Genomic DNA, 25,909 nt, shown 5'->3' on the forward strand with positions numbered 1-25,909 from the left:
GAGAAGATGCAATTCCCCGAATCCTGGTTGCGCGAGTTCTGCAACCCGCCGCTGTCCAGCGCCGACCTGGCCGAGACGCTCACCATGGGCGGCTTCGAAGTCGAAGAGCGCCGTCCCGTCGCGCCGCCCTTCAGCAAGATCGTGGTCGGCGAGATCAAGGAAGCCGAGCAGCACCCCAATGCCGATCGCCTGCGCGTGTGCCAGGTCGACGTGGGCCAGGGCGCCCTGCTCAACATCGTCTGCGGCGCGCCCAATGCGCGCGTGGGCATCAAGGTGCCGTGCGCGCTGGTCGGCGCCGAACTGCCGCCGGGTGAGGACGGCAAGCCCTTCCTGATCAAGCTGGGCAAGCTGCGCGGCGTCGAGAGCCAGGGCATGCTGTGCTCGGCGCGCGAGCTCAAGCTCAGCGAAGACCACGGCGGCCTGCTCGAGCTGGCCGCCGATGCGCCCGTTGGCGCCGACGTGCGCGAGGTGCTCCAGCTCGACGACGCGCTGCTCACGCTCAAGCTCACGCCCAACCTGGCCCACGGCCTCAGCGTCTACGGCATCGCGCGCGAACTCTCGGCGCTGACCGGTGCGCCGCTGACCACGCCCCCGATCGCCTCGGTGGCCGCGGCCCATGCCGACCGCCTGCCGGTGAAGGTCGAGGCGCCCGAACTGTGCGGCCGCTTCTCGGGCCGCATCGTGCGCAACGTCGACACCCGCGCCGCCACGCCGGCCTGGCTGGTCGAGCGCCTCGCGCGCTGCGGCCAGCGCAGCGTCTCGCCGCTGGTCGACATCTCGAACTACGTGATGTTCGAGTACGGCCAGCCGACCCACATCTTCGACCTCGACAAGATCCACGGCGGCCTCACGGTGCGTTGGGGCAAGGCGGGCGAAGAGCTCAAGCTGCTCAACGGCAACACCGTGACCGTCGATGAAAAGGTCGGCGTGATCGCCGACGAGCGCGAGGTCGAATCGCTGGCCGGCATCATGGGCGGCGACGCGACCGCGGTGTCGGACGACACGAAGAACATCTATGTCGAAGCCGCCTTCTGGTGGCCCGAGTCCATCCAGGGCCGTTCGCGCCGCTTCAACTTCTCGACCGATGCGGGGCACCGCTTCGAGCGCGGCGTCGACCCGAGCCGCACCATCGAGATCATCGAACGCATCACGCAACTGATCGTCGAGGTCTGCGGCGGCGCCGCCGGCCCGATCGACGACCAGACCCTGCGCCTGCCCGAAGCCAAGCCCGTCACGCTGCGCGTGGCCCGCGCGGCGCGCGTGATCGGCATGCCGGTCACGCAGGCGCAGTGCGTCGATGCGCTCAAGCGCCTGGGCCTGCCGATCGAGGAAGGCGAGGGCATCGTGATCGTCACGCCGGCCCCGCACCGCTTCGACCTGCAGATCGAGGAAGACCTGATCGAGGAGGTTGCGCGCCTGATCGGCTACAACAACCTGCCGACCACGCCGCCGCTCGCGCCCATCACCGCCCGCCTGCGCCCCGAAGCGCAGCGCAGCCGCTTCGCGGTGCGCCATCGCGCAGCCGCGCTGGGCTACCAGGAAACCATCAACTTCAGCTTCGTCGAAGCGCACTGGGAGAGCGATCTCGCCGGCAACGCCAACCCGATCAAGCTGCTGAACCCCATCGCCAGCCCGATGAGCGTGATGCGCTCGTCGCTGATCGGCTCGCTGCTGCAGGTGCTCAAGTTCAACCTCGACCGCAAGGCGCCGCGCGTGCGCGTGTTCGAGGCCGGCCGCGTGTTCCTGCGCGACGACACGGTCGCCACCACCGACAGCACCGTCAAGGGCATCCATCAGCCGATGCGCCTGGCCGGCCTGGCCTTCGGCGATGCGGCCGACGCGCGCTGGGACGGCAAGCCCCAGCGGGTCGACTTCTACGACGTGAAGGGCGACGTCGAAGCGCTGCTCGCGCCGCTGGTGCCCACCTTCGAGGCCACCGAGCATCCCGCGCTGCACCCCGGACGCGCGGCCCGCGTGCTGGTCGACGGCAAGGCCATCGGCGTGGTCGGCGAACTGCACCCGCGCTGGCGCCAGAAGTGGGACTTCGCGCACGCGCCCATCGTGTTCGAACTCGAGCTCGACGCCGTGACCGCGCGCCCCGTGCCCCTGGCCCAGCCGGTGCCCAAGCACCAGGCCGTGGAGCGCGACATCGCGGTCGTGGTGACAGAGAGCGTCACGCACGATGCGCTGCTGCAGGCCATCGACGGCGCGCCGACCGGCGGCCTGCTGCGCGACGCGGCGCTGTTCGACATCTACCGTCCGCAGCCGGGCCGCGACGGCGGGCTGGCGGCCGGCGAGAAGAGCATGGCGGTGCGCCTGAGCTTCCACAGCGACAGCGCCACGCTGACCGATGAACAGGTCGATCCGGCCGTGCGTGCGATCCTCGATCGCCTCGCTGAACGGCTCGGCGCACGCCTGCGAGGATGAACGCCATGGATTTCACGCTCGAAGCCCTCGAAACGCCCGCGCTCACCAAGGCGCATCTGGCCGAACTGCTGTTCGAGCAGATCGGTCTGAACAAGCGCGAATCGAAGGACATGGTCGAGGCCTTCTTCGAATTGGTGTCCAGCGGCCTGATCGAAGGCACCGACGTCAAGATCTCGGGCTTCGGCAATTTCCAGATCCGCGTGAAGGCACCGCGGCCGGGCCGCAATCCGCGCACCGGCGAGGCCATTCCCATCGGCGCGCGCCGCGTCGCGACCTTCCACGCCAGCGCCAAGCTCAAGGAGCAGATCCAGGGCGGCCTGGTCGCCGAAGCGGCCGAAGATGCCGGCGAAACAACGTCCGCCGAAGTCTGGCGCGTCGGTACGGAATAAGTGCTTGGTGGGGCGCGCGTGCCTGGAGTAACCTATGAGGTTTCGCGCGCACGATCTTGATTTCAATGGAGAAAACCCTCCCACCGATTCCTGTCAAACGCTACTTCACGATCGGTGAAGTGGGCGAGCTCTGCGGCGTGAAGCCGCATGTGCTTCGCTACTGGGAGCAGGAATTCACCCAGCTGCGGCCGATGAAGCGGCGCGGCAACCGTCGTTACTACCAGCACCACGAGGTGCTGATGATCCGGCGCATCCGCGACCTGCTCTACGACCAGGGCTTCACCATCAGCGGCGCCCGCAACAAGCTGCAGGAACTCACGCAGTCCGAGCGCGAGCGCCGCAAGGCGGGCGGCCTCGCCGAAGAGGTGCATCTCGACGGCGTCGAGGCCACCGACATCGAGCCGGAGGAGTGGGAAGCGGCGACGCATCATCCACAGCCCGCCGAACAGGGCGTCGTTGCGACGCCGCGCGCCGTCGATTCGGTGCCCTGGGAGCAATTGCGACGCGAGTTGTTTGAAATTCGTGAGCTGTTGACGTCGGGACACTGATCTCACCGGCTATAATCACAGGCTTCGGTGTGTGGCGCAGCCTGGTAGCGCACTTGCATGGGGTGCAAGGGGTCGAAGGTTCGAATCCTTTCACACCGACCATAAACGTCAGATAGATCAACGGGTCACGCTCACAAGGCGTGACCCGTTTTTCTTTGTCTTCGACCAACCCGCTCGTGCGGTTCCCGCAAGTCTTGGACGCCTCCTGCCCGTACGGCTTGCCCGGCGTGGAGAAGAGCAGGCACCGTCGTCCTTCTGTCATGAGGCAGGGCTAGCGTCCAGGAACCTCCAGGAGCGCACGATGAAACTGTCCCGACTCGGCATCGCCACGTTCAACCTGTTCAATCTCAATCTGCCCGGCCTTCGGATGTACGCGAACCAGGAGGGGTGGAGCCAGGCGCAGTACGACAGCAAGATCGGCTGGACGGCCCGGCAGCTGCAATTGCTCGATGCCGATGTGGTCGGTTTCCAGGAGCTCTGGCATGCGGACGCGATGGCGGCGGTGCTCGATGCCGCCGGCTTGACCGACCTGTACGAGGTGCTGGTGCCGGGCGATGCCAAGGGCACGAAGATCGTGTGCGCAGGCATCGTTCGCAAGGGCCTGTTGAGCAGCGCGCCGGATTGGATCAGCGACTTTCCCGAGGCCTTCGTGCTGCGCTCCAGGGGCGACGACCCGCAGACGCCGCTGATCGAGGTCAACATCCGCGGCTTCTCGCGCCCGGTGCTGCACTTCACGATCCAGCCGCGCGAAGACGGCCCGGACGTGCATGTCTACGTCTGCCATTTCAAGTCCAAAGCCCCCACGAAGGTCTTCAACGAGGATTGGTACAAGGCGGACAAGGACACCTACGGCAAGCACGGCGACGGCCTGGGCGCCGCGCTGTCCACCATCCGCCGCACCGCCGAGGCGGCCGCACTGCGCTTCCTGCTGAGCGAGTCGATGAAAGGCAACGACACGCCGGTGATCGTGCTGGGCGACATCAACGACGGCCAGCACAGCAACACCGCCAACATCCTCACCGACCAGCCGCGCTACCTGGTGGGCGACTCGAAGGGCGGCGGCGACACCGCGCTCTACACGGCCCAGACGCTGCAGGAATACCGCGACACGCGCGACGTCTACTACACGCACATCCACCAGGACATCCGGGAATCGCTGGACCATGTGCTGGTGAGCCAGGAGTTCTACGACAACAGCCGAAAGCGCCTGTGGATGTTCGATGGCCTGATCATCAACAACGACCACCTGAATTTCGACGACCACAAGGGCCTGGGCACCAACGACCACGGCATCATCCGCGCCACCTTCCAGTACAAGCCGATCACGAAGAGCGGTGTCTGAAGCCGGGGGCGGCTTCTGCGCAACGGGGCCTCGAGCGAGGGACAGAAAGCGGTGCTGACGCCGCCGAACGACACCACGGGCGCCCCTGAATCCACCGTGTCGCGCCGGTGTCGACGCGCCTCTCGTGCGCGCTGGCGCGGGCGTTCCGCCGCGCCTATAGTGAACGCATGAGTGAGCGTTTGCGCATTGTTTTCATCTCACGCCGGAACTCCCTGCGCAGCGTCCTGGCCGAGGCCTGTCTCTCGCATCTGAACCCCACCAAGTTCGTGGTTTCGTCGGGTGGCCAGCCAGGTCAGGTGGCCGCGCAGTTCCATCCGGCGGCGATCGGCGCCCTGAACAGCGCCGGCATCGCGCTGCCCGCGGGCCGTCCGAAAGCATGGGATGCGGTGCTGCGGCGTGGCGCACCCGTTGCGGACTTCGTGATCACGCTCGATGCCGAGTTGCCGCAATCGGCACCGCGCTGGCCGGGCCAGCCTGAAGTGGCGACCTGGCCCTTCCCGGACATCGCCGTCGGCATGGACGCGGAGGAAACGGCCGTCGCCGCGATCCGGATGCTTTACGCGTTGCGCCGCAGGCTCGAACTGCTGTCGAGCCTCCCCTTGCGCGGGGCGGATCGCAGCGCCGTTCGCGGCGATGTGCGAGACCTCGCGCACTGGCACTAGCGCGACGCGTCGCCACCGGCCCGAGCGGCCGGCCCGTGCCGCGCACGGCGCTCGACCCGAGATAGACGCAGGCAAGGCTGAAAGCCGCACCTCGTTCCACAGGCAGGCATTCCCTCTCGCCCGGCCCGTGTGCGCGCGCGGCCGTAACAAAGAAGACACATCCCGGCACGATGATGGAATTTTGCGCAATGGGCCTCATCGCTTGTCAATCCGATTCGCCTCATCGTTCGGCTGGCCGCATCGTCGCGGCACCCGGGCGTGCCTTCGTGCCTGTGCGAGTTGCAGAGGTCGTCGCAGGTGTGCGCGTACGCCGGCCGCCTGAACCGTAGCCAGGCGCTCGCATGGGCCTTCTGCGGCTTCGCCGTCTCCGCGCCGGCCGCCGAGATCGACGGCGACGGTCTGAGGGTCGGGGCCGATGGGCGTCAGCCGGCGTCGGACAGGGCGTTCGCCGTGCGCCTCCAACGCTTCGACATTCCGGCACAGCCCCTGGCCGCCGCCCTGCATCGCTATGCCTCGGTCTCGGGTCGGCCGATCCTGTTCCATGGAACGATGGTGGCGGGGCGCACCTCGTCTCCCTTGCAGGGCGATTACGAGCCCGGTGCCGCGCTGCACCGCCTGCTCGATGGCACGGGCCTGGTGCCGGCGAAGGTGGATGCGGGGCCCGCGGATACCTATACCTTGAAGGCCGCGGACGCGCGCCAGCCCGACGCGGACCCGGACGCGCCAGGGGTCGACTTCGCGTACGGCGGATGGGTGCAGGCGCGAATCTGGCAAACCCTTTGCGCGGACGCCCGGACCACACCGGGCCGCTGGCGCTCGCTGTTGCGCTTCCGGATCGATGCGGACGGCCATGTCCATGCCGCGCGAATGCTCGGCTCGACCGGCACGGCGGCGCGCGACGGGGCGGTCATCGCCGCGCTGCAGCGTGTGCGCATGGAGCGCGCCCCGCCGCCGGAGATGCCGCAACCCCTGACCCTGCTCATCCTGCCCTTCGCGCAGGGCAGCGGGCCACGCTGCGCGGGCACGCCGTCAGGGACGGAGCGCGCAACCGCGTCGGCACATGACTGAAGATGCGCGACTCGCCCTGACGGACTACCTGGCCAAGCACTACGCCCACCTCCGTCGCCGCCTGACCCAGGTGCTGGGCAACAGCGAGCTCGCGGGCGATGCCTTGCAGGACACCTGGGTGCGGCTGCACGGCAAGGAGGAGGAGAGCCCGGTCCAGAGCCCCACGGGCTACCTGGTGCGCATGGCCGTCAACATCGCGGTGGACATCCAGCGCCGTCAAAGCCGCTCCGTGTCCTTCGAGGAGGTCAACGCCCTGATGGAGCTGGCCGATCCGGCGCCCGGCCCGGCGCAGGCGGCCGAGACCCGGTCCGAGCTCGACAAGGTGGTCAAGCTCATGGAGCGGCTGCCGGAACGGCGCCGGACCATCCTCATGCTGGTGCGGCTCGAACACCTGCCGCAGAAGGAAGTGGCGCGGCGGCTGGGCATCTCGACCAGCGCCGTCGAGCACGAATTGAGACGCGCGCATGACTTTCTGGACGCGCACATGAAGCATGAAAAAAAATAGTTGGAGGTTTGGCGTGCCGTCGTTCGTCCTAGGGGATGAGAAGCCTCGTCGCCCCTCCCGCGTGCACCCGTTCGCCCGGCCTCTTGCCGGCGTCGGCGGCCGCGTGTCCGCCGAGGGGCTGACACGATGAACCCGCGCGCCGACGAAGTGACCGATGGCAGCGATGCCGTGCGCACCCAGGCGCGCGTCTGGCTGCGCCTGCTCACGTCCACGCAGGTCAAGGCCTACGACACCGATGGCTTCCAGCGTTGGCTGCAGGCCAGCCCGGCCCACAAGGCAGCCTTCAGCGAGGCCAGGAGGCATTGGGACGCACTGGCGCCGGCATCGCGGGCCTTCCTGCAAACGCATCCCGGCGCGGACGAGGCGCACCGGCGTGCGCTGCATGGCACGCGCCCCGACCGCCGCGCATTCCTCGGTGCCGCGGTGGGCGCGGCGGCCGTGGCGGGCGTGGCCGGCATGGCGGTGGCCTATCCGCCGGCGGGGCTCTGGCGCGCACCGTCGGAATGGGGGGCCGACGATCGCACGATCACGGGCGAGCAGCGCACGCTGGTGCTGGCCGATCGGGTCCAGGTGATGTTGAACACCCAGACCAGCGTGCGCCGCGGGGCCGGCGGCGACAGCCACGCGGCGAGCCTCGAACTGATCACGGGCGAGGCCGCCATCGACCTTCCGTCCGGCGGCGCTTCCTTTGCCGTCACCGCGGGGGCCGGCCGCAGCAGCGCCGATGCCGGGCGCTTCGAGGTCCGCAACCTCGACGGCAGGGTCTGCGTGACCTGCGTCGCGGGCGCGGTGCAGGTGGTGCATCCGGCGGGAACGCGAACGCTGAAGGCGCGCCAGCAGGCGGTCTACGACGCGCATGCGCTGAGCGGTGTGGCGAGCGTCGACCCGGCGTCGATGTCGGCCTGGCGGCGCGGAGAGCTCGTGTTCGACGAGGCCCGCCTGAGCGACGTGGTCGCCGAGATCAACCGCTACCGCGCGGGACGCGTCGTGCTCCTGCGGCGCTCCGCGCAGGACAGCCGGATCAGCGGTCGCTTCCTCATCGCATCCCTGGACGCCGTGTTCGCGCAGCTGCAGCAGATGTTCGCGTTGCGCGTCCGCACGCTGCCCGGCGGCCTCGTGCTGCTGGGCTGAAGCCGGGGCCGCAGAAGGGCCGCTCGAAAAAGAAAGTTGGAGGTTGTCGCGGCTTCCGTTCGTCCTAGCGTATCGGGATCCTGTCCGTGATGCGCCCGCGATCGGTTGCAGGCGATGGTCGGAATTCCGTGACCGTGACCGGCTGCATGGCGCAGGCGGCACGGTGATCCTTGCATCACTACGGGCTGGAATTTCACATGAGCACAGGCGGACACAAGAGCGCAGCAACGAAGACGGCCACCAGGGTCGCCACGGCGGGCCGCACGGCCCTGCGCGGGCGGAGTTTCCGCATGGCACCAACGGCGCGCGTCGTCGCCATGATGCTGGCGGCCGGCGGCGTGCTCGCCGATGCCCACGCGCAGCGCGCGCTGGGCGCGGCCTGGCTGGCGCAGAAGAACGTGATCCAGGGCACGGCGCAGGCTACGGGCCGGCTGCCCAACGGCCAGCCGGTGTCGAGCCTCACGAACCCCACGCAGCAGCGCGACAGCGCGCAGATGCAGCGCTCGCTCGACAACCTCAACCTCGCGGCACGCGGCATCGCGGCGCAGCAGGCGGCCCAGGAAGCGGCGCGGCTGGCGGCATCGAACGGCACGGCCACGGTGCCCGATGGCCTCGTGGACGGTGGCCTCAAGGTCGACACGAACAGCCTCACGGCCGGCTGGCTCAACGCCAAGGCGCCGGTGCAGAGCGTCGCGGACGGGCGCACGGTGGTGGGCATCGAGCAGACCGACGAGAAGGCGATCCTCAACTGGGAGCGCTTCAACGTGGGCCGGAACACCACGGTGAAGTTCGACCAGAAGGGCGGCGCGAAGGCCGACGGCACCAACGGCTGGATCGCGCTCAACCGCATCAACGACCCCAGCGGCAAGCCGAGCCAGATCGCGGGCCAGATCCAGGCCGACGGCGCGGTCTACATCGTCAACCGCAACGGCATCGTCTTCAACGGCAGCGCGCAGGTCAACACGCGCACGCTGATCGCCTCGTCGCTGGCCCTGTCGGACGCGCAGTTCATGCGGGGCATCAACAACCCGACCAGCATGGCGCACGTCTGGGCGGGCGACACGCTGCTGCCGGCCTTCGGCGACCACGCGCCGACGGTGACGCCGAACTTCGATCGCGCCGACGCCTGGGCGCCGACGGCCCCGACGCCCGGCACCGTGAGCGTGCAGGCCGGCGCGCAGATCCAGGTGGAAAAGGGCGGCAAGCTGATGCTGCTCGGTACGCAAGTGAGCAACGCGGGCCGGCTCCACGCGAGGGACGGCCAGGTCATCCTGGCCGCCGGCGAGCAGGTGTGGCTGTCCGAGGACGTCAACGGTGTGCGCGGGCTCGACGTGGCGGTGTCGGGGCCGATGCCCTACCTCACGCTGTACTCGAACATCAACCAGGCCGTGACCCAGGGGCCCATCTATGCGTTCCATGACTTCCAGGCGCGGTTGGCGGCCGAGATCCTGCCGGCGCTGGACGCCCGCGCGGCGGCGCTCGACTACAACGTCCTGAACACCGGCACCATCCACTCGGACCGCGGCAACATCACCCTGCAGGCGCGCGACGTGCGCCAGATGGGCGTGCTCACGGCCAGCACCGCGCTCAACAACCGCGACGGCAGCATCCGCCTGCGGGCATGGGCGCAGGGCCAGCTGTTCGGCGGCGCGGGCATCTTCGAGGGCTTCAACTACGGCTCCGCGAGCTGGTCGGCCGGCACGCTGACCATGGGCGAAGGCAGCGTCACGCGGGTCCGGCCCGACGCCGAGGACACCAGCCAGATCGAGGCCACCGACCTCGCCATGCGCTACACGCCCGGCTCCATCAGCCTGTACGGCAAGCTGATCGACCTGCGTCCCGGCAGCCTGACGATGGCGCCCTCGGGCCTGGTCGACATCGTGGCGGCCACGGTGCCCTATGTCGCCGGCAACAAGCAGGTCATCACGCCGGGCTTCGGTGCCCGCGCCAACGACACGAGCCGCATCTACATCGACAGCGGGGCGGTGGTCAGCACGGCAGGCCTGCAGGAGGTGGCCGTGCCGATCGAGCGCAACTTCATCGAGGTCGACCTGCGCATCAACGAGTTGCGCGATTCGCCGCTCTTGCGCGACAGCTGGCTGCGCGGGCAGAAGCTCATCGTCGACCGGCGCGCGAGCGGCGTGTTCGCGCACGGCCCGATGTCGGGCGTGCGGTGGGGTGGCGACGCCGGCGCCTGGCAAGGCACGCCGCTGGCCGACGTCTCGGGGTGGATCGGCGTCGGCAAGACCGACCTGCAGGAACTCTCCGCCACCGGCGGCAGCATCAACCTCAAGACCGGCGGCGACCTGATCGCCCGCCCGGGCTCGCTGCTGGACATCTCGGGCGGCTCGGTGCGCTACGCCGGCGGCTGGAACACCACCAGCAGGATCCGCAGCCAGGACGGCCGCCTTCACACCATGGCCAACGCCTCGCCGGACCTGGTGTACGACAGCATCGCCGGGCGCTTCATCAGCGAGCACGCGCGCTGGAACGTCAACGAGACCTTCCTGTCGCCCCTGCTGTCGGGCAAGGCCTTCGAGGCCGGCTACACCGAGGGCCGAGGGGCCGGTGCGATGCAGATGTACGTGGGGCAGGGCGTGGTGCTCGAGGGCGACCTGGCCGGCGGCACGGTGGTCGGTGAGCGCCAGCAGGGCGACGCAGGCACGGCCAAGGCCGGCCGCTGGACCTTCGGCGGGGGCAGCAACCTCGAGTGGCCCTGGAACCTGGGCGCGCTCACCATCTCGGATGCGCCCGAGCAATTGGGCAGCGACTTCACCCGCGCCACCGCGCTCGACACGCGCTGGCGGCAGGCCGACGGCAGCACCGCCAGCTGGTTCGATGCCGGCATGCTGGAGCGCAGCGGCCTGGGCAGCATCCAACTCGCCGTGGGCGGCAATTTCACGCTGGCCAAGGACACGGAACTGAGGCTGGCGCCCAGGACCGCGTTCACCATCACCGCCAGCGCGGGCAACACCTCGAGGCTCGACTTCCGGATCGACGGCACGCTGCGAAGCGCGGGCGGCGCGGTCGTGCTGGCGAACCAGGACCCCACCGGCGGCAGCGTGACGCTGGGCGACGGCGCGCGCATCGACGTCGGCGGGCAATGGCACAACGAGACCTTGAACGGCCGGGCGGTGGAGGTGCTCGCCAAGGACGGCGGCTCGATCTCGCTCGAGGCGGCCAGGCTGCATGTGGAAGGCCCCGCGACCCTCGTCGTCTCCGGCGGTGGCCGGGGCTGGCGCGAGGGCAGCAAGAAGAAGCTGGACATGGGCGATGCCGGCAGCATCCGCCTCGACGGCGTGGCCGGCAAGGACCTCGACCGGCTGGACCTCCAGGCCTTCGCTGCCGGCTCGGGCGGCTCGCTCGCGCTGGTGCTGGCGCAAGACCAGCTGAGCATCGGCGGTCCGCCGCTGGCCGACGCGTGGCGCCTGCCGAGCACGTTCTATGGCGACCGCGGCTTCCGCGCCGTGTCGCTGGAAGTGCCGGGCCCGGTGGACATCGCCGACGGCACGCGGATCGGGCTCGTGCCGCTCGGTTGGGACATGGTCGGTGTCGACCACGAGGCGATCGCCAGCGGCAGCCGGCTGGGCGATCTGCTGACGGCCTCGCCGCTGCGGCCCGAGCAACGGCTGGCGCGCGCGCCGGCGTCCCTGAGCCTCTCGACCATGGGCCAGGGCGACCTGCGGGTGGGCCGGGACGCGAGCATCCGGGTCGACACCGGCGGCACCTTGTCGCTCAACGCTACCGCCGTCGACGTCCGGGGCACGGTCGAGGCGCCGGCCGGCGCGATCAGCGTGAGCGCGGCCACCACCCTGACCCTGGCCGAGGGCGCGAGCCTGCTGGCGCGCGGCGCGGCGGTGGTCCATGACGACGCCCGGGGGCGGCGCATCGGCCGTGTGCTCGACGGCGGGCGCGTCACGCTCCGGGCCGCCGACCTGGCGCTGGAGACGGGCTCGCTGATCGATGTCTCGGGCACGCAGGCCGTGCTCGACAGCGTGCCGTCCGCGTGGCATGAAAGCGTCGGCCTGGAGGTGGCCAGCCATGGCGGCAGCATCGCGGTCACCGGCAAGGGCCTGATCGCAGGCCGCCTGGTCGCGCGGGCCGGCGGCGCCGGCGCGCATGGCGGTTCGCTGTCGCTCACCCACGCGGATCCCTCGGTGCAGGGCGATCCGGGCCAGCTGCTGGTGCAGCAGTTCTGCGGCATCGTCGGCTTCTGCGATCCGTCGCAGGTGATCGGCGTCGATTTCGCGAAGGTGCTGGAAGACTACGGCATGCCCGGCTTCCCGCGCATGGTGCTGACGCAGGCCTTCATCGACGCGCTCAGCAACTCCTTGCGCGCGGGCCTGTCGGTCACCGACGCGGCCTTGCAGGCCGGCAGTGGCACGATCGACTTCGCGGCCTACGGGCTCGATGACGCCGCGCTGGATGGGTTCCGCGACGGCGTCGGCATCGACCTGCGCGCCATCCAGCCGACGCGTTCGCTGCTCACCGTGCGTCCCGGCGCGATGGCGTCGGGCGGGTTCGCGGACCTCGCGCTGAAGGCCAGCGGACGGGTGGAACTGGGCGACGTGCACCTGAGCGCCGGCCGTTCGATCACGGTGGACGGCATGCTCGCCCGTGCGCCCGGCGAGTCGGCCGGCGCCAGCCTGGTGGCGCCCTACATCGCGCTGCAGCGCACCGGCTCCAGCGCCAAGGCCGCGCCCGCGGACGAACTCGCGGGCCACCTGCGGCTGCAGGCCGATACCGTCGACGTGTACGGCGGCCGCAACGCGGGTGCCATCCACGGCCCGGCCAGCTTGCGCGGCTTTGCGCAGACCACGGTGGCGGCGGACGCACTGCGCTTCACGGTGGTCACGCCCGGCAGCGGGGCCGAGCCCACCGGCGCGCGCGAGGCCACGCTCGACGTCGACGGCAGCTTGCGCATCGAGGCGGGCCAGGTGTACCCGTCGACCGGTGTCGACGCGAAGATCGTCGCCAGCCGTTCGATCGAGGTGCATGGCAAGGGCGCGACGCCGGCGGCACCGCTGTCCGCCGGTGGCGCGCTCACCCTGACGGCCCCGGTGATCGAGCAGCACGGCGTGTTGCGCGCGCCCTTCGGGCAACTCACGCTGGCCGCCGGCGAACGGCTGGTACTCGGCGCCGGCAGCCTCACCTCGGTCTCCGGCGACGGCCTGCGGGTGCCCTACGGTGCGCTCCTCAACAACGAGTACTGGACCGGCCCCTTCCAGCTGGAAGGCGAACGCGGCATGTCCGCACCGCCGGAAAAACGCATCGTGCTGCAGGGGGCGTCGGTCGACGTGGCCGCCGGCTCGGTGATCGACATCCGCGGTGGCGGCGACATGGTCGCGCGTGAGTTCGTGCCGGGCAGCGGCGGCTCGCACGACATCCTGACGCTGCCGGGCGCCTACGCGGTGGTGCCCGGCCATGCCTCGGCGGTGGCGCCCGGCATGCCCGCGCGCGCCGGCCACAGCCTCTGGCTGGCGGGCGGCAATGGCCTCACGGCCGGCTGGTACACGCTGCTGCCGGCCAGCTACGCGGCGCTGCCGGGGGCCTTCCTGGTGCTGCCCACCGGCGCACCGGCCACGCTCGGCAACCCGCCGGCTGGCACGGCAATACGGGCGGACGGCTCGGTGGTGATGGCGGGCCGCGAAGGCAATGCGCTGGCCGGTTCGGCCGATGCCCGCAGCGGCTGGTGGCAGGTGATGAACGGCGCCCAGTTGCGCCAGTACAGCCAATACAACGAGGCCCAGGCCAACACCTTCTTCGCCTCCGAGGCCTTCAAGCTCACGCAGTACCGGCTGACCGGCATCGACATCGTCACGCCGCGGCTGCCGATGGATGCGGGGGCGGTGGTGCTGCGCGCCGCGCAGCAGCTGCAGCTCGGCGGCAGCCTGCAGGCGCGCGGCGGCAGGGGGCCGGACGGCGAGACCGGCCGCGGTGGCCTGGTCGACATCGTGGCCGACAAGATCGCCATCGTCGGCGCCGGGCAGGACCCGTCGGCGCTCCGCGCGGAGGGCTTCCTGGTGCTGGCAGCGGACATGCTGTCGAACTTCGGCGCGGGCAGCCTGCTGGTCGGGGGCACCCGCTCCGGCGATGCGCTCGGGCTGGCGCTGGACATCGAGGCCAGCGAGATCCTGGTGCGCAACGACGCCGGCAGCGCCCTCGGCGGACCCGAGATCATCCTGGCCGCGACCGATGCAGTGAAGGTCGCGGACGGCAGCGTCATCCGCGCCGTCGGAAAGGCGGATGGCCGCGGCACCAACCTCATCGTCAAGCCGCGGCAGAAGGCGGTCTATGCCGACCCCGACGGCCAGCTCGACGACAACCGCGACGGCGTGATCGACCAGCTCGACGCGGCCGACGACGTGCTGGTCTCGCCGGCGCGCGACTGGGGTGCATTGCTGCGGCTGTCGAACGCGGGAACGGCGCAGGTGGTGCGCTCGGCGGTCGATGCGACGCAGGGCGGCGTGATGCAGATCGGCGCCGGCGCCACGCTGGCCGGCGGCGCGTCGCTGCTGATCGACGCCACGCGCACCACCCTGCTGGCGCCGAGTGCCCGCCTGTCCGGCGAAGCGCTGTCGGTGGCCTCCGGGCGCATCGGGCTGGGCGGTGGCAGCGAAGGCCTGGTGCTCGGTGCCGGCTCGTTGGCCCAACTGGCCGACACGCGCGAACTCACCTTGCGCAGCTACGGCAGCATCGACTTCCACGGCAACGTGGACTTCGGCGGCGCCGGCCTTCGCAGCGTGGTGCTCGATGCGCAGCGCTTGTCGGGGCAGGGCGGCGACGTGGTGGTGGACGCCGCCCTGCTGACGCTGAGCAACAGCAGCGGTGCGTCCGTGGGCGGCAACGGCTCCGGCCTCGGCAGCCTGCGCCTCACGGCCGACGAACTGCGACTGGGCAGCGGCGACAAACGGATCGACGGCTTTGCGTCGATCGCGTTCGGCGGTCGCCAGCGCGTGCTGGCCGTCGGCAGCGGCAGCCTGGATGCGGGGGCGATCGATCTCGTGCTGCACACCCCCGTGCTCACCGGCCAGCGCGGCGCGCGCCAGGCGGTGACGACCACCGGTGCATTGACGCTCGCGCATGCGCCGGGCGCCGCATCGGCGGCCGAAGCGGAGGACAGCCTGGGCTCCTCGCTGTCGCTCACCGGCGGCTCGGTCGGCGTCGAGGGGCGCATCGTGGCGCTCGGCGGCAGCGTGTCGCTCCAGGCCTTGACCGGCGACCTGCAACTGGCGGCAGGCTCGCGCATCGATGTCGGCGGCTTCGCCAAGCGTTTCTTCGACGTGGCCGCCTACGCCGATGCAGGCCGCATCACGCTGCAGGCCGGCCAGGGCCACATCGTGCAGGCGGCCGGCTCGACCCTGGCCCTGGCGGCCCATGCCGATGGCGGCAATGCCGGCACGCTGAGCATCGAGACCGCTGGCGCGGGCACGGTGTCGCTGGACGGCGCGCTGCTCGCCCAGGCGGGCGCCGGCGGCCAGGGCGGGAGCTTTGCGTTGAACATCGCCGCACTGCCCGGCTTCGGCGCGCTCGCCGCGCGCCTCAATGCGGCGGGCTTCGACGCCGCGCGCGATTTCCGCGTGCGCAGCGGCGACGTGACCGTCGACGGCAGCACGCAGGTGGCGGACTTCCGGCTCAGCGCCGACCAGGGCCGGGTGACGCTGGCCGGCGCCATCGATGCGCGCTCGACCTATGGCGGCCGCATCGCGGTCGCCGGCGGCGGCGGCGTGACCATGACCAACGCCGCTTCGCTGCGGGCCGGTGCCACCGACGCCGAACTGGGCTCGGGCCGGATCACGCTCGAAGCGAGCGGCGGACAACTGGACCTGCAGGGCGGCGCGATCGACGTCGGCGGCGGCGAGGGCGGGCGCGTGCGCCTGCGCGCGCGCCAGAACGCAGGCCACGACGAGATCGCGGTGACGGCCTTGAACGCCACCGTCAGCGGCGCACGCTCGGCGGTGCTGGAAGGCGTGACGGTGTACGACAGCCCATCGGTCGATGCCGTCAAGGCACAGGCCGTGGCCGACGCGCAGCAGTTCGCATCCCACGCCGGTGCCGTCGCCCGGCGCCTCGGGCTGGGCCCGCTGAGCGTGATGCCGGGCATCGAGATCCGCAGCGATGGCGACCTGAGCCTCGGCACCGACTGGAACCTGTACGCCAGCTTCGGGACCGGGCTGCGCGAAGGCGGGCTGACGTTGCGGGCGGCCGGCAACCTGGTGATCGGCGCCAACCTGAGCGACGGCTTCGACGCCGCGGGCCGCGGCGGCGTGCTGCAGGACGCCGCCTCGTGGGATCTGCGGCTGGTGGCCGGTGCCGACCTGTCGGCGGCGAACGCGCTGTCGGTGCGCCAGTCCACGCAACTGGCGGCGGGCAGTGGCAACGTGGTGGTCGGCACCGCCACGGCCGGCTCCCTGGTGCGCACCGGCACGGGCGACCTGCAACTGGCCGCGGGCCGCGACCTCGACCTGGCCCACCAGGCGTCGGTCCTCTACACGGCGGGCCGCAGCGACAGCACGGTGTGGGCCGATTTCACGACGCTGCCTTCGTCGGTCGAGCTGCAGGGGCCGAGCTGGAACCCGAGCATCGGGACGGTGGCGCTGCCCACGGCGGCCTATGGCGTGCAGGGCGGCAACCTCGAGCTGCGCACGGGCGGCGACATCCGCTCGGTGGCGGTGGCCGGTGCCGAGGCGCAGTTCTTCGGCGAATGGCTGCGGCGCCTGGGGCGCAAGGAGCCGACCCTCTCGGGGACCCCGGGGGTGGTCACGGTCGACATGCCGTTCCAGCCCGGCGAGCAGGCGACCTGGTTCGTGGACTACGCAAAGTTCAACCAGGGCGTGGGCGCGCTGGGCGGCGGCAACGTGACGGTGCAGGCCGGTGGCGGCATCGACGACCTGCTGGTCGCACAGCCGACCCATGGCCGGGTGCGCGGTGGTCGCACCGCGGGCGAAGCGATGACGCTGGTGCTGGGCAACGGCGGCGCGATGAAGGTGACGGCCGAGGGTGCCATCCGCGGCGGCCAGTACTACATCGGCCGCGGCGAGGGCCGCATCACGGCCGGCGAAATGACGGCGGGCTCAGGCGCGCAGGCGCCGGTCCTGGCCATCGGCGACAGCGTGCTGGGCGTGACCACGCGGGGCGACCTGCGCGTGAGCACGGTGGCCGATCCGTTGATGACCGACCAGCGCTACACCAACGTCTACCAGGGCAGCAGCACGATCTATGGCGGCTTCATGAGCGGCTACACCGCGCGCAGCGCGGTCGACCTTCGCTCGGTGGGCGGCGACCTGGTGCTCGGCACGGCGGACATCGGCAGCCTGAAGGGGCAGGACACCTATCCGTCGAAGCTCGCGCTGACCGCGCTCAGCGGCTCGGTGAGCAACGAGACCGGCTCGTACAACCCGATGCAGTCCGACGACCAGCTGTACTACGTGCCGCGCACCGGCCTGCTGTTCATGATGCCCTCGACGCAGACCGAACTGCGGGTGCTGGCCGACCGGGACGTGCGGCTGGGCGAGATCGTCATGTCGCGGAGTGCGCCCGACATGCTGCCACGGCCCTTCAATCCGATGCGCGACTGGGTGTCGGCCCTGCGCCGGTGGATGATCGATCCCACGGGCGGCCTCGTCGGCACCCCGCAGAGCACCACCCCTGAGTTGAACTGGCTGGCCGACGATCATGCGCCGAGCCGGATCTACGCGCGCTCGGGCGACATCGTGCGCCGCGTGTCGAGCAAGCTGGTGGCCAGCGAGCAGCTCTGGCTGCGCGCCGGCGAGGACATCCGCGGGCTGCGGCTGGACCTGCGCAACAACCATGCAGACGAGGTCTCGATGCTGGCGGCGGGCAAGGACGTCATCGGCCTCATCGCCGACCCGCAGCTGATGAACAACCCGAACACCACGGCCACCCTCAGCATCCAGGGCCCCGGGGGCCTGCTGGTGTCGGCGGGCCGCGATGTCTACAACGTCAACGCGATCAGCCAGGGCAACATCCAGCGCTGGGACGCGAACAACTTCCCCGAGGAAAGCAGCCGGGTGCAGCACCTGCCCGACGAGGGCGCGTCGATCACGGTCATGGCCGGCCTGCAGGGCAAGGACCCGGACTACGCCGCCTTCGTGGCCGCCTACCTCGACCCGGCCCGGGTGGCCTCGATGCCGGCGCATCTGGTGAGCACGCTGGCCGACGGCACACGGGTGCCGCGCTACCTGCTCGACGCGCAGGAAACGCGCGCCGGCGGGCAGGACAAGACCGTGCAGCGCGGACTCGTTTCCTACATGAAGGAGATGACCGGCGAGTCCTTCGATCCGCTCGCGGCCTGGGCCCGTTTCCGCGCGTTGCCGGCCTTGGCACAGGAGGTGTTCGCGCGCCGCGTGTTCCAGCAGGAACTGCGCGAAGCCGGACGCAACCAGAACACGCCCGACGCCAAGGGCGAGCCGGTGCATGGCGGCTACAACCGCGGCTACGCCGCCATCGAGACGCTGTTCCCGGGCAGCGACTGGAAGGGCAGCGTGCTGGCCGACAGCATGACGCTGCGCACCATGCGCGGCGGCGACATCGACGTCCTGGCGCCGGGCGGCCACCTGCAGGCGGCATCGCTCACGCGCATCCCGGCGGCCGGCGAGGGCATCGTGACCCTGGCCGGTGGCCACATCGGCCTGTTCGCCGACGACAGCGTGGTCGTCAACCGCTCGCGCATCCTGGCCTTCGTGCCCGAGGCGACCCAGCGCGGCAGCGACATGATCATCTGGTCGAGCAACGGCGACGTGGACGCGGGGCGCGGCGCCAAGACCGTGCGCGTGCCCGCCAGGCCGATCGTCAAGACCGACGTCGACGGCGTGACCCGGGTGACGGAGCGTTCCGACATGAGCGGCAGCGGCATCGGCACCGTGGGCGACGGCGACGTCGACCTGATGGCGCCCAAGGGCACGATCAACGCCGGCGATGCCGGCATCCGCTTCGCCGGCAACCTCAACCTGGCGGCCCTGCACGTGCTCAACGCCGACAACATCCAGGGCGAAGGCGACGTCACGGGCTTGCCGGTGGTCGCCGCGGTGAACATCGGCGCGCTGACCAACGCCAGCGCCGCGACCGCGCAGGCCACGGCGGCGGCGCAGGAGGTGCTGCAGCGCGAACGCGCGGCGGCGCGCCAGGCGCTGCCCTCGGTGTTCACGGTGCGGGTGCTGGGCTTCGGCAGCGAGGCGCCCGAGCGTGGCGGCGCGGCCCTTCCGGCCGGGCCTTCGGCGGCCGCGGCGACCGCCCCGCGCTACGACGCCACGAGTCCCGTGCGACTGGTGGGCAACGGCCAGCACTTCGAGACCCGGGGCTGGGCCCTGTTGACGGAGCAAGAGCGCCGTCAATTGCGCCAGGACCGCTGAGCCGCGTCGTTCCGTCCGCCCCATCCTGCGGCGGCAGGGTGGGGCGCCATCGCCCTTCACACGAGGCAGAGCCACCATGGCATTCCACACCCCCGGTGATTTCGAGGCGGCGTGCGGCGACGGGAGCGCCTGCGCAGCGCCGGCCGACGCACGGCACGGCCAGGCCTTGCGCGGCTTCCTGGTGACGCACTACGACCAGCTGCAACGCAAGCTGATGCGCCATCTCGGCTGCGCCGACATGGCCAGCGAATGCCTGCACGATGCGTGGCTGCGTCTGGGCCGATCGGCGATCAGCGATCCGGTCCAGAGTCCCGAGGCCTACATCTACCGCATGGCGTGCAACGTCGCGACCGATCGCGCGCGCAGCAACCGTGCATGGCAGTGCGCGGGCGACGCCGACGAGGCGCTCGCGCACTTTGTCGATGAAGCGCCGGGGCCCGAGGACATCGCGGCCGGGCGCGCCGACCTGGCCGCGGTGGAGCGTGCGCTGCAGGACCTGCCGCGCCGCCACCGCGCGGTGCTGATCGCGCTGCGCATCGACGAGATGGCCCGTCAGGACGTTGCCAGCCGCCATGCCCTGTCGTTGCGCCGCCTGGACACCGTGCTGCGCCAGGCGCTGCGGCACTGTGCCGAGAAGGCGAGGCCGCATGCGCTCCAGGGCGGGCGTGCGTTCGAGGCACCGTGCGCGGCGCCCGAGCCCTGAAGACGGGGGGCGCGTGGCCCCGGGGCCGACGGCTCAGAGCCCCCCGTCGTCGGCCAGGATGACTTCGACGCGCGCCACGCCCAGTGCATTGGTTAGCGCCGAGCCCTCCGGCAGCTGGTCCGTGACCAGGCGGTCGAGGCCGGCCAGCGGGCTCCAGGGGAACAGGGCTTCGCGCCCCAGCTTGGACGAATCCGCGAGCACCGTGACCGACCGCGCATGCGCCACCATGGCGCGCGCCACGTCCGATTCCTCGAGCGCGAAATCCATCGCGCCGAACTGGGAGATCGCACCCACGGTCAGGACCGCGTGGTCGGCACGGAAGCGCGAGATCTGCTCGAGCACGAAGCTTCCCAGGTTCTGGCTCGACTCCTCGCGGTACTCGCCGCCGAGCAGGAAGACCTTGTTCTTGCCGCGTCCCTGGCCCATCACGCGTGCGATGGAGGCCGAGTTGGTGATCACGGTCAGGCCCGTGGACTCGGCCAGCGCCTCGGCGAACATCAGCGTGGTGGTGCCCGTGTCGATGAACAGCGAATCGCCGGGCTTGAACAGCTGCGCGGCGCGCTTGGCGATGCGCTTCTTGTGCGGCGCGCTCTCGTTCATCCGGATGTCGAAGGAGTTCTCGCTCGTGGCCTCGGGCAGGACCGCGCTGCCGTGCACCTTGCGGATGCGTCCCTCTTCGGCCAGGCCGGAGAGATCGCGTCGAACGGTTTCCTTGGACGCGCCCAGCATCACGGCCAAATCCTCGACGGAAACGCGGCTGTTCTCGCGCACCAGTCGCACAATCTGCTCTCGACGTTCCAATGGTTTCATTCTTGCGGGCAGGCCCTGGTCATTTGCTCTCACAAGTCTATTCCATGTCTTTTGGCGACCCGGGCCGCGCGCGGGCCTCAGTTCGGCGCGAAGCCGGCTTCCACCGCGCTCCACAGATGCACGGGGCAGCCGCGGTCCTGGAAGATCCGCATCTCGCGGGCCACGCCGGAGCTCTCCTTCCAGCCCGGCGCATCGATGACGATGAGTTCGTCCATGGCGTCCATGAAGACCTGGTCCACCGGCGCCCAGAGCCTGCCGATGGCCGCCTTGTCCAGGCCCGCGAGTTCGCCATTGATCGGGTGCGACATCGAGACCTGGCTGAAGACGGCGCAGCCGGCTTTCACGAGCCTGGCCGCGACCTGGTTGGACAGCCGGAAGCGCTGCGCCACCACCTCCTTGTCGTCGTGGCCGTAGGGACAGGCCAGAAAAATCTTGCGCATTGCTTTACCTCTGCTGGTTGAAAAATTCGGGGATGTCGGGATGCTCACTGGCGCCAGTGCCGCGCGCGTTGCAGCGCCGAGGCGAAGCGCCGGCGATCCGCCTCGGCCACCCGACCGTCGGGCCCAAAGCGGCTCAGCGTGCCCCGCAGCGCGCTCACGTCGGCGCCGCAGAGGCCGGCCAGGCCCAGGGCGCTCAGCTCGTACATCGACGGCACCGTGACCGTCCGTTCGCAGGCCGAGGCCAGGAAGCGCGCGAAGTAGGGGCTCTGCGAGAGCCCGCCATCGATGGAAATGGTGTCGCCCGGCGCGCGGGTCGGGGTGGCGGCGTCCACCAGGCCGGCGCTCAGCATGGCGACGCCCTCGAGCACCGCGCGCACCAGGTCGCGGCGGTCGGTGGCGTGGTCCATGCCGATGAACAGCGGCGCGGCGCTGCGGTCCCAGTGCGGGGCCGCCAGGCCCGACAGCGCGGGCACGAAGACGATGCCCCGGCTCAGCGCGGAAGGGCCTTCGAAGTGCTGCAACTCCTCCATCGTGTCGAAGAGGCCGAGGCTGCGCGCCCATTCCAGCGCGGCGCCCGCGTCGTAGACGCCGCCCTCGACGGCATGGACCGGCGGCGCGCCCTTCAGCTGCCAGGCGATGGTCGGCAGCAGCGCGCTCGGCGCCGGGCGCTGCGGCCCGGTGATCGCGAGGAAGAAGGCGCCGGTGCCGAAGGTGATCTTGCTGTCGCCCGGCACCCTGCAGCCGTGGCCGTACAGCGCGGCCTGCTGGTCGACGATGGAGGCCCGCACCGGCACGCCCTCGATGCTGCCGAAGCCTTCGTCGACCGGCACGATGCGCGGCAGGCATTCGATGGGCACGCCATGGAATTCGCACATCTCGGGGCTCCAGGCCAGCCGCTGCAGGTCCATCAGGCCGGTGCGCGAGGCGGTGGCCACGTCGGTCAGGCATTGGCCCGTGAGGCGCTGGAGGAAGAAGGCGTCGGTGGTGCCCAGCCGCAGGCGCCCGGCGCGCAGCGCCTGCGCCACCGCGGGCAGGTGAGTCACCAGCCAGGCCAGCTTGCTGGCGGAGAAGTAGGGGTCCAGCGGCAGGCCGGTGATCTCGCGCGAACGCCGGTCGGCGGCGTCGCCCAGGGCTTTCAGCGCGTCCTCGGTGCGCGCGTCCTGCCAGACGATGACCGGCGACAGCGCCTGGCCGGTGAGCGCATCCCAGGCCAGGCAGCTCTCGCCCTGGTTGGCCAGGCCGATCGCATCGACCGCGCCCGCGCTGTCGAGCACCGCGCGCACGTTCGCGAGCAGCTCCTCGGGGTCGTGCTCGACCCATCCCGCGGCGGGGTGGTGCCGCGCATGGCGCCGTGAAGCGGCCAGCCTCACGCCCTGCGCTTCCACCACCAGGCAGCGGGTGGAGGTCGTTCCCTGGTCGATCGCTGCAATCCGCATTCAGGCGTTCTCCTCGAAGACAAATGAAATCCGGCCGGCCTCCGGCGCACCGGGCGGCATCGGCACCAAGATGCGCCGTTCGGGCAGCCAGTGGCCGCTGTGCCGCCAGGCCGGGATGCCGTCGAGCAGCAGCGTGATGCGTCCGGCCGCCGCGCGCGTCATGCGCAGCTGGAAGTGCCGGAAGGCGTGGGCCGCCAGGCGGTCGCCGCTGCGCAGCAGGCCCGGCACGACCAGCTTGATCGGCGCGTCGAAGTGCACCCGCACGGGCTCGCGCGCCGCGGCCGGCCGCGCCAGGTCGTCGGCCACGGCCCGGCCGACCGAGCGCCCCTCGCGAAAGGCCCAGCCGCCGGTCTCGATGGCGCGCAGCACGTTGCCGGCCGCGAAGTAGAGCGGATTCTGCAGCCGGCCGTGCTGGTCCACGAGCGGCGCGCCGCTGCCGGCGGCCACGCCCAGGTCGCCCAGCAGGTGCAGCGACGCCTCGGGCGTGAAGCGGCCGGTGAACAGCACGCCGTCGCATTCGATCTCGCTCAGGCGGTCGCCGTGCCGGAGCGTGACCGACTCGACCCGCTGGCGGCCCCGGATGTCGACGATCTCCGCGCTGCGATGGAAGGGGATGCCCAGCAGCGTCGGCAGCCAGGTCAGCGGTTGCCTGGCCGTCGCGCGCGCGTTGGCCTCGACCATCGCCACCGGCCGGGCGCCATGGCCGATGCAGGTCAGCACCGCCGACAGGGACACCAGTTCGGAGCCGACGATCAGCGGCCGGCGAAAGGGCATGAGCCCGTGGAAGGCCACATAGGACTGGAGGGCGCCTGTGGTGAGCACGCCCAGCGGCCGGTCGCCCGACACCAGCCGCGCCGAGCGCGGGGTTTCGCGGGCGCCGGTGGAGGTGACGATGCGGCGCCCCCGCAGGCTGGAGACGCCGTGGGGGCTGCTCACCAGCAGTTCGCCGTCGTCGCCCAGGCGCACCACCGAGTGCGAGGTGCGCACGTCGACGCCCGCGGCCAGGGCCTCCTGCTGCAGCCGGCGCCCGTAGCTCGCGCCGAGGTAGACGCGATGGAACTCCCGCATGCCGAAGGGCGAGTGGCTGCAATGGCGCGTGGCGCCGCCGAGCTCGGTCTCGCGGTCGAGCAGCACCACGTCCCTGACGCCGCGCCGCCGCAGCTCCACGGCCGCCGCGACGCCGGAGGGCCCGCCGCCCACGACGATCACATCATGGGTCGCGCTCATCGGGCCGCGTCCCCGGCCTTGACGGCCAGCGGCGCCGGCCACAGGTCCTGCGTCATGTCGGCCAGCCTGGCGTTGCAGTAGAAGCCCTGGCAGCGGCCCATGCCGGCCCGCGTGCGCCGGCGCAGCCCGCCGAAGTCGCCCGGGGGCACGGGGCTGTTCAGCGCGGCGACGATCTCGCGCTTCGTCACCAGCTCGCAGTGGCAGACGATCTCGCCGTGTTCGGGCGCCTGCCAGTCGCGCCGGCGGCATTCCGCGAGGTTGGGCATGCGCACCATCGGCACGGGCGGTGCAGGGCGCTCGGTGGCGCCGAAGCCCGCATGCAGCTGCAGCGCATGCTGGGCCAGGCCCAGGGCGGCGCTCAGGCCGGTCGAGCGGATCCCGCCCAGCGTGATGGCGCGCTGTTCGGCGCGCACGAAGACCCGGTAGGCCTTGTCCTCGGTCGCGGGGCGCAGGCCCGCATACACCGCGGTCACCGGAATGGCCGCGAGCGCGGGCACGATCTCGGCCGCCTTGCGCAGCAGTATCTCCAGCGTGGCCTGCTCGACCGTGGCCCGGTCCCGGTCCTCCTGCTCCTCGGCGGTCGGGCCGACGAGCACGTTCCCGAAGGCCGTGGGGCACACCACGATGCCCTTGGTGATCTCGGTGGGCACGGGCAGGACGATGCGCGGCACGTAGCGCGCGGCCGCCTTGTCGAGCACCACGAACTGGCCCTTGCGCGGCCGGATCTGGAACGCGCGGGGCAGGCCCAGGCGTTCGTCGACGAGGTCGCCGAACAGTCCCGCGGCGTTGACCACCGACGCGGCCTCGACCCGGCCCGCGGTGGTCTGCAGGTGCCAGCTGCCGTCGAAGCTGCCTCGCACGAGTTCGGCATGGCGCAGGAACACCGCGCCCAGCGCCACGGCCTGGGTCAGGTAGGCGAGCGGGGCCGACCAGGGGTCGATCACGTGCTCGTCGTCCACCTCCAGCGCCTGCACCAGCCGCTCGGACAGGTGCGGCATGGACTGCCGCGCTTCCTTCGCGCCGAGCAGGCGGAGCTTCTGCACGCCGTTGCGCCGGCCCTGCGCCTCGATGGCGGCCAGCTTGTCGGCCTGCTGCGCGTCCCAGGCGCACACCAGCGCGCCGGTCTGCACCAGCGGCAGGTTGAGCCCGTCGGCGATCTCCAGGTATTCCGCCCGGCCGGCCTGGACCAGGGCGTGCTCCAGGCTGTCCGGCGGCGCATCGAAGCCGGTGTGGAGGATCGCGCTGTTCGCCTTGGACGCGCCCGACAGCAGGTCGGCCCCCTTCTCGATCAGCACCACCCGCGCGCCGGCCAGCGCGAAGCGGCGGGCCACGGCACATCCCACCACGCCGGCGCCGATGACGGCCACGTCGAACCGCCCCTCGGCGGCCCTGGCCCTCTGCTGCGCGCCAGCATGCGCTTCATGTCCAACACATTCGGTCATTATTTATGCCACTTTTCGGCGTTTTGTGGCCGAATCATAGTATCTTTCTGCCCGAACGTACACATCGGGACAACCCTTTGAATACGAGCGGTCAGTGAGTCATCGCCGCCCCAACCGGCGTGCGGTGAATGCGGGATCGACGAGTTCCTCCAATGAGACTTGCGGGAGGATCGCGTGACGTGAGCGGTGTTCTCAGACCCTGAGATGGCTGCACCGAATCGGGCGCCGTCCGCGCACCAGCACTGTGCTTCGTCGCACCTGGTCAGTGATTTGACGGAGATTTAGACCATTCGGTAGATATAAATGACCATTCGGGTAACTACGATGTGACGTATGACCGTTATGGTCTGAAAATTGCAAAGACTGTGAAGTCGTTTTTTCCAACAACGCCCGAACGGGCATCACGA

At 70.9% G+C, this 25,909-nt stretch carries 15 protein-coding genes and 1 tRNA gene; 11 read left to right on the forward strand and 5 right to left on the reverse strand.

The features are described 5' to 3' along the window. Positions 1 to 6: 6 nt before the first annotated feature. The 11 genes from pheT to QTI20_RS00370 all read left to right on the forward strand — a co-directional run bounded on the left by pheT (position 7) and on the right by QTI20_RS00370 (position 20,147). On the forward strand, positions 7 to 2,427 hold the full coding sequence (pheT, locus tag QTI20_RS00320; RefSeq protein WP_286550871.1) for a phenylalanine--tRNA ligase subunit beta: 2,421 nt from the start codon (positions 7 to 9) through the stop codon (positions 2,425 to 2,427). After that, positions 2,424 to 2,816, forward strand: coding sequence for an integration host factor subunit alpha (locus QTI20_RS00325; protein WP_286550870.1), 393 nt, complete (start codon positions 2,424 to 2,426; stop codon positions 2,814 to 2,816). The genes pheT and QTI20_RS00325 overlap by 4 nt, the downstream gene beginning before the upstream one ends. A gap of 65 nt (positions 2,817 to 2,881) precedes the next feature. Continuing rightward, positions 2,882 to 3,364 (forward strand): MerR family transcriptional regulator, encoded by a 483-nt coding sequence (locus tag QTI20_RS00330; RefSeq protein ID WP_286550869.1) that lies wholly within the window; start codon positions 2,882 to 2,884, stop codon positions 3,362 to 3,364. Between the two features lie 25 nt (positions 3,365 to 3,389). Then, positions 3,390 to 3,466: transfer RNA gene (locus QTI20_RS00335), tRNA-Pro, on the forward strand. A gap of 199 nt (positions 3,467 to 3,665) precedes the next feature. Continuing rightward, entirely contained in the window at positions 3,666 to 4,706 is a 1,041-nt protein-coding gene (locus QTI20_RS00340; RefSeq protein WP_286550868.1) for an endonuclease/exonuclease/phosphatase family protein, read from the forward strand. A gap of 167 nt (positions 4,707 to 4,873) precedes the next feature. Continuing rightward, positions 4,874 to 5,368 carry an arsenate reductase/protein-tyrosine-phosphatase family protein gene (locus QTI20_RS00345; RefSeq protein WP_286550867.1) on the forward strand — a complete coding sequence of 165 codons (495 nt, stop codon included), beginning with the start codon at positions 4,874 to 4,876 and terminating at the stop codon, positions 5,366 to 5,368. Positions 5,369 to 5,665: 297 nt separating this feature from the next. Then, the gene (locus tag QTI20_RS00350; protein WP_286550866.1) at positions 5,666 to 6,436 is read left to right on the forward strand and encodes a TonB family protein; all 771 of its coding nucleotides are present in this window, start codon (positions 5,666 to 5,668) and stop codon (positions 6,434 to 6,436) included. Beyond that, a complete protein-coding gene (locus tag QTI20_RS00355; protein WP_286550865.1) occupies positions 6,429 to 6,941 on the forward strand; it encodes an RNA polymerase sigma factor in 513 nt (170 codons plus the stop codon). Before QTI20_RS00350 ends, QTI20_RS00355 begins: the two co-directional genes overlap by 8 nt. A gap of 126 nt (positions 6,942 to 7,067) precedes the next feature. Continuing rightward, complete coding sequence (locus QTI20_RS00360) at positions 7,068 to 8,072, forward strand: FecR family protein (protein ID WP_286550864.1); 1,005 nt, start codon at positions 7,068 to 7,070, stop codon at positions 8,070 to 8,072. A gap of 197 nt (positions 8,073 to 8,269) precedes the next feature. After that, positions 8,270 to 19,444 carry a filamentous hemagglutinin family protein gene (locus QTI20_RS00365; protein ID WP_286550863.1) on the forward strand — a complete coding sequence of 3,725 codons (11,175 nt, stop codon included), beginning with the start codon at positions 8,270 to 8,272 and terminating at the stop codon, positions 19,442 to 19,444. 76 nt (positions 19,445 to 19,520) lie between these two features. Beyond that, a complete protein-coding gene (locus tag QTI20_RS00370) occupies positions 19,521 to 20,147 on the forward strand; it encodes an RNA polymerase sigma factor (RefSeq protein WP_286550862.1) in 627 nt (208 codons plus the stop codon). 33 nt (positions 20,148 to 20,180) lie between these two features. Here QTI20_RS00370 and QTI20_RS00375 read toward each other — a convergent pair whose 3' ends face one another. The 5 genes from QTI20_RS00375 to QTI20_RS00395 form a co-directional block, all read right to left on the reverse strand. After that, a complete protein-coding gene (locus QTI20_RS00375) occupies positions 20,181 to 20,957 on the reverse strand; it encodes a DeoR/GlpR family DNA-binding transcription regulator (RefSeq protein ID WP_286550861.1) in 777 nt (258 codons plus the stop codon). A gap of 77 nt (positions 20,958 to 21,034) precedes the next feature. Continuing rightward, a complete protein-coding gene (locus QTI20_RS00380; protein ID WP_286550860.1) occupies positions 21,035 to 21,397 on the reverse strand; it encodes a DUF1937 family protein in 363 nt (120 codons plus the stop codon). Positions 21,398 to 21,441: 44 nt separating this feature from the next. Continuing rightward, a complete protein-coding gene (locus tag QTI20_RS00385) occupies positions 21,442 to 22,833 on the reverse strand; it encodes an FGGY family carbohydrate kinase (protein ID WP_286550859.1) in 1,392 nt (463 codons plus the stop codon). Then, positions 22,834 to 24,060 (reverse strand): NAD(P)/FAD-dependent oxidoreductase, encoded by a 1,227-nt coding sequence (locus tag QTI20_RS00390; protein ID WP_286550858.1) that lies wholly within the window; start codon positions 24,058 to 24,060, stop codon positions 22,834 to 22,836. Then, entirely contained in the window at positions 24,057 to 25,427 is a 1,371-nt protein-coding gene (locus tag QTI20_RS00395; protein ID WP_286550857.1) for an NAD(P)/FAD-dependent oxidoreductase, read from the reverse strand. The genes QTI20_RS00390 and QTI20_RS00395 overlap by 4 nt, the downstream gene beginning before the upstream one ends. Between the last annotated feature and the right edge of the window lie 482 nt (positions 25,428 to 25,909).

This window comes from Variovorax sp. J2P1-31 (assembly GCF_030317215.1).
Classification (GTDB): domain Bacteria; phylum Pseudomonadota; class Gammaproteobacteria; order Burkholderiales; family Burkholderiaceae_C; genus Variovorax.

Bases quoted from the DNA above. Each gene is read 5' to 3' on its own strand.
- pheT (WP_286550871.1), top strand. From the start codon at position 7: ATGCAATTCCCCGAATCCTGGTTGCGCGAGTTCTGCAACCCGCCGCTG.
- QTI20_RS00325 (WP_286550870.1), top strand. From the start codon at position 2,424: ATGAACGCCATGGATTTCACGCTCGAAGCCCTCGAAACGCCCGCGCTC.
- QTI20_RS00330 (WP_286550869.1), top strand. From the start codon at position 2,882: ATGGAGAAAACCCTCCCACCGATTCCTGTCAAACGCTACTTCACGATC.
- QTI20_RS00340 (WP_286550868.1), top strand. From the start codon at position 3,666: ATGAAACTGTCCCGACTCGGCATCGCCACGTTCAACCTGTTCAATCTC.
- QTI20_RS00345 (WP_286550867.1), top strand. From the start codon at position 4,874: ATGAGTGAGCGTTTGCGCATTGTTTTCATCTCACGCCGGAACTCCCTG.
- QTI20_RS00355 (WP_286550865.1), top strand. From the start codon at position 6,429: ATGACTGAAGATGCGCGACTCGCCCTGACGGACTACCTGGCCAAGCAC.
- QTI20_RS00360 (WP_286550864.1), top strand. From the start codon at position 7,068: ATGAACCCGCGCGCCGACGAAGTGACCGATGGCAGCGATGCCGTGCGC.
- QTI20_RS00365 (WP_286550863.1), top strand. From the start codon at position 8,270: ATGAGCACAGGCGGACACAAGAGCGCAGCAACGAAGACGGCCACCAGG.
- QTI20_RS00370 (WP_286550862.1), top strand. From the start codon at position 19,521: ATGGCATTCCACACCCCCGGTGATTTCGAGGCGGCGTGCGGCGACGGG.
- QTI20_RS00375 (WP_286550861.1), bottom strand. From the start codon at position 20,957: ATGAAACCATTGGAACGTCGAGAGCAGATTGTGCGACTGGTGCGCGAG.
- QTI20_RS00380 (WP_286550860.1), bottom strand. From the start codon at position 21,397: ATGCGCAAGATTTTTCTGGCCTGTCCCTACGGCCACGACGACAAGGAG.
- QTI20_RS00385 (WP_286550859.1), bottom strand. From the start codon at position 22,833: ATGCGGATTGCAGCGATCGACCAGGGAACGACCTCCACCCGCTGCCTG.
- QTI20_RS00390 (WP_286550858.1), bottom strand. From the start codon at position 24,060: ATGAGCGCGACCCATGATGTGATCGTCGTGGGCGGCGGGCCCTCCGGC.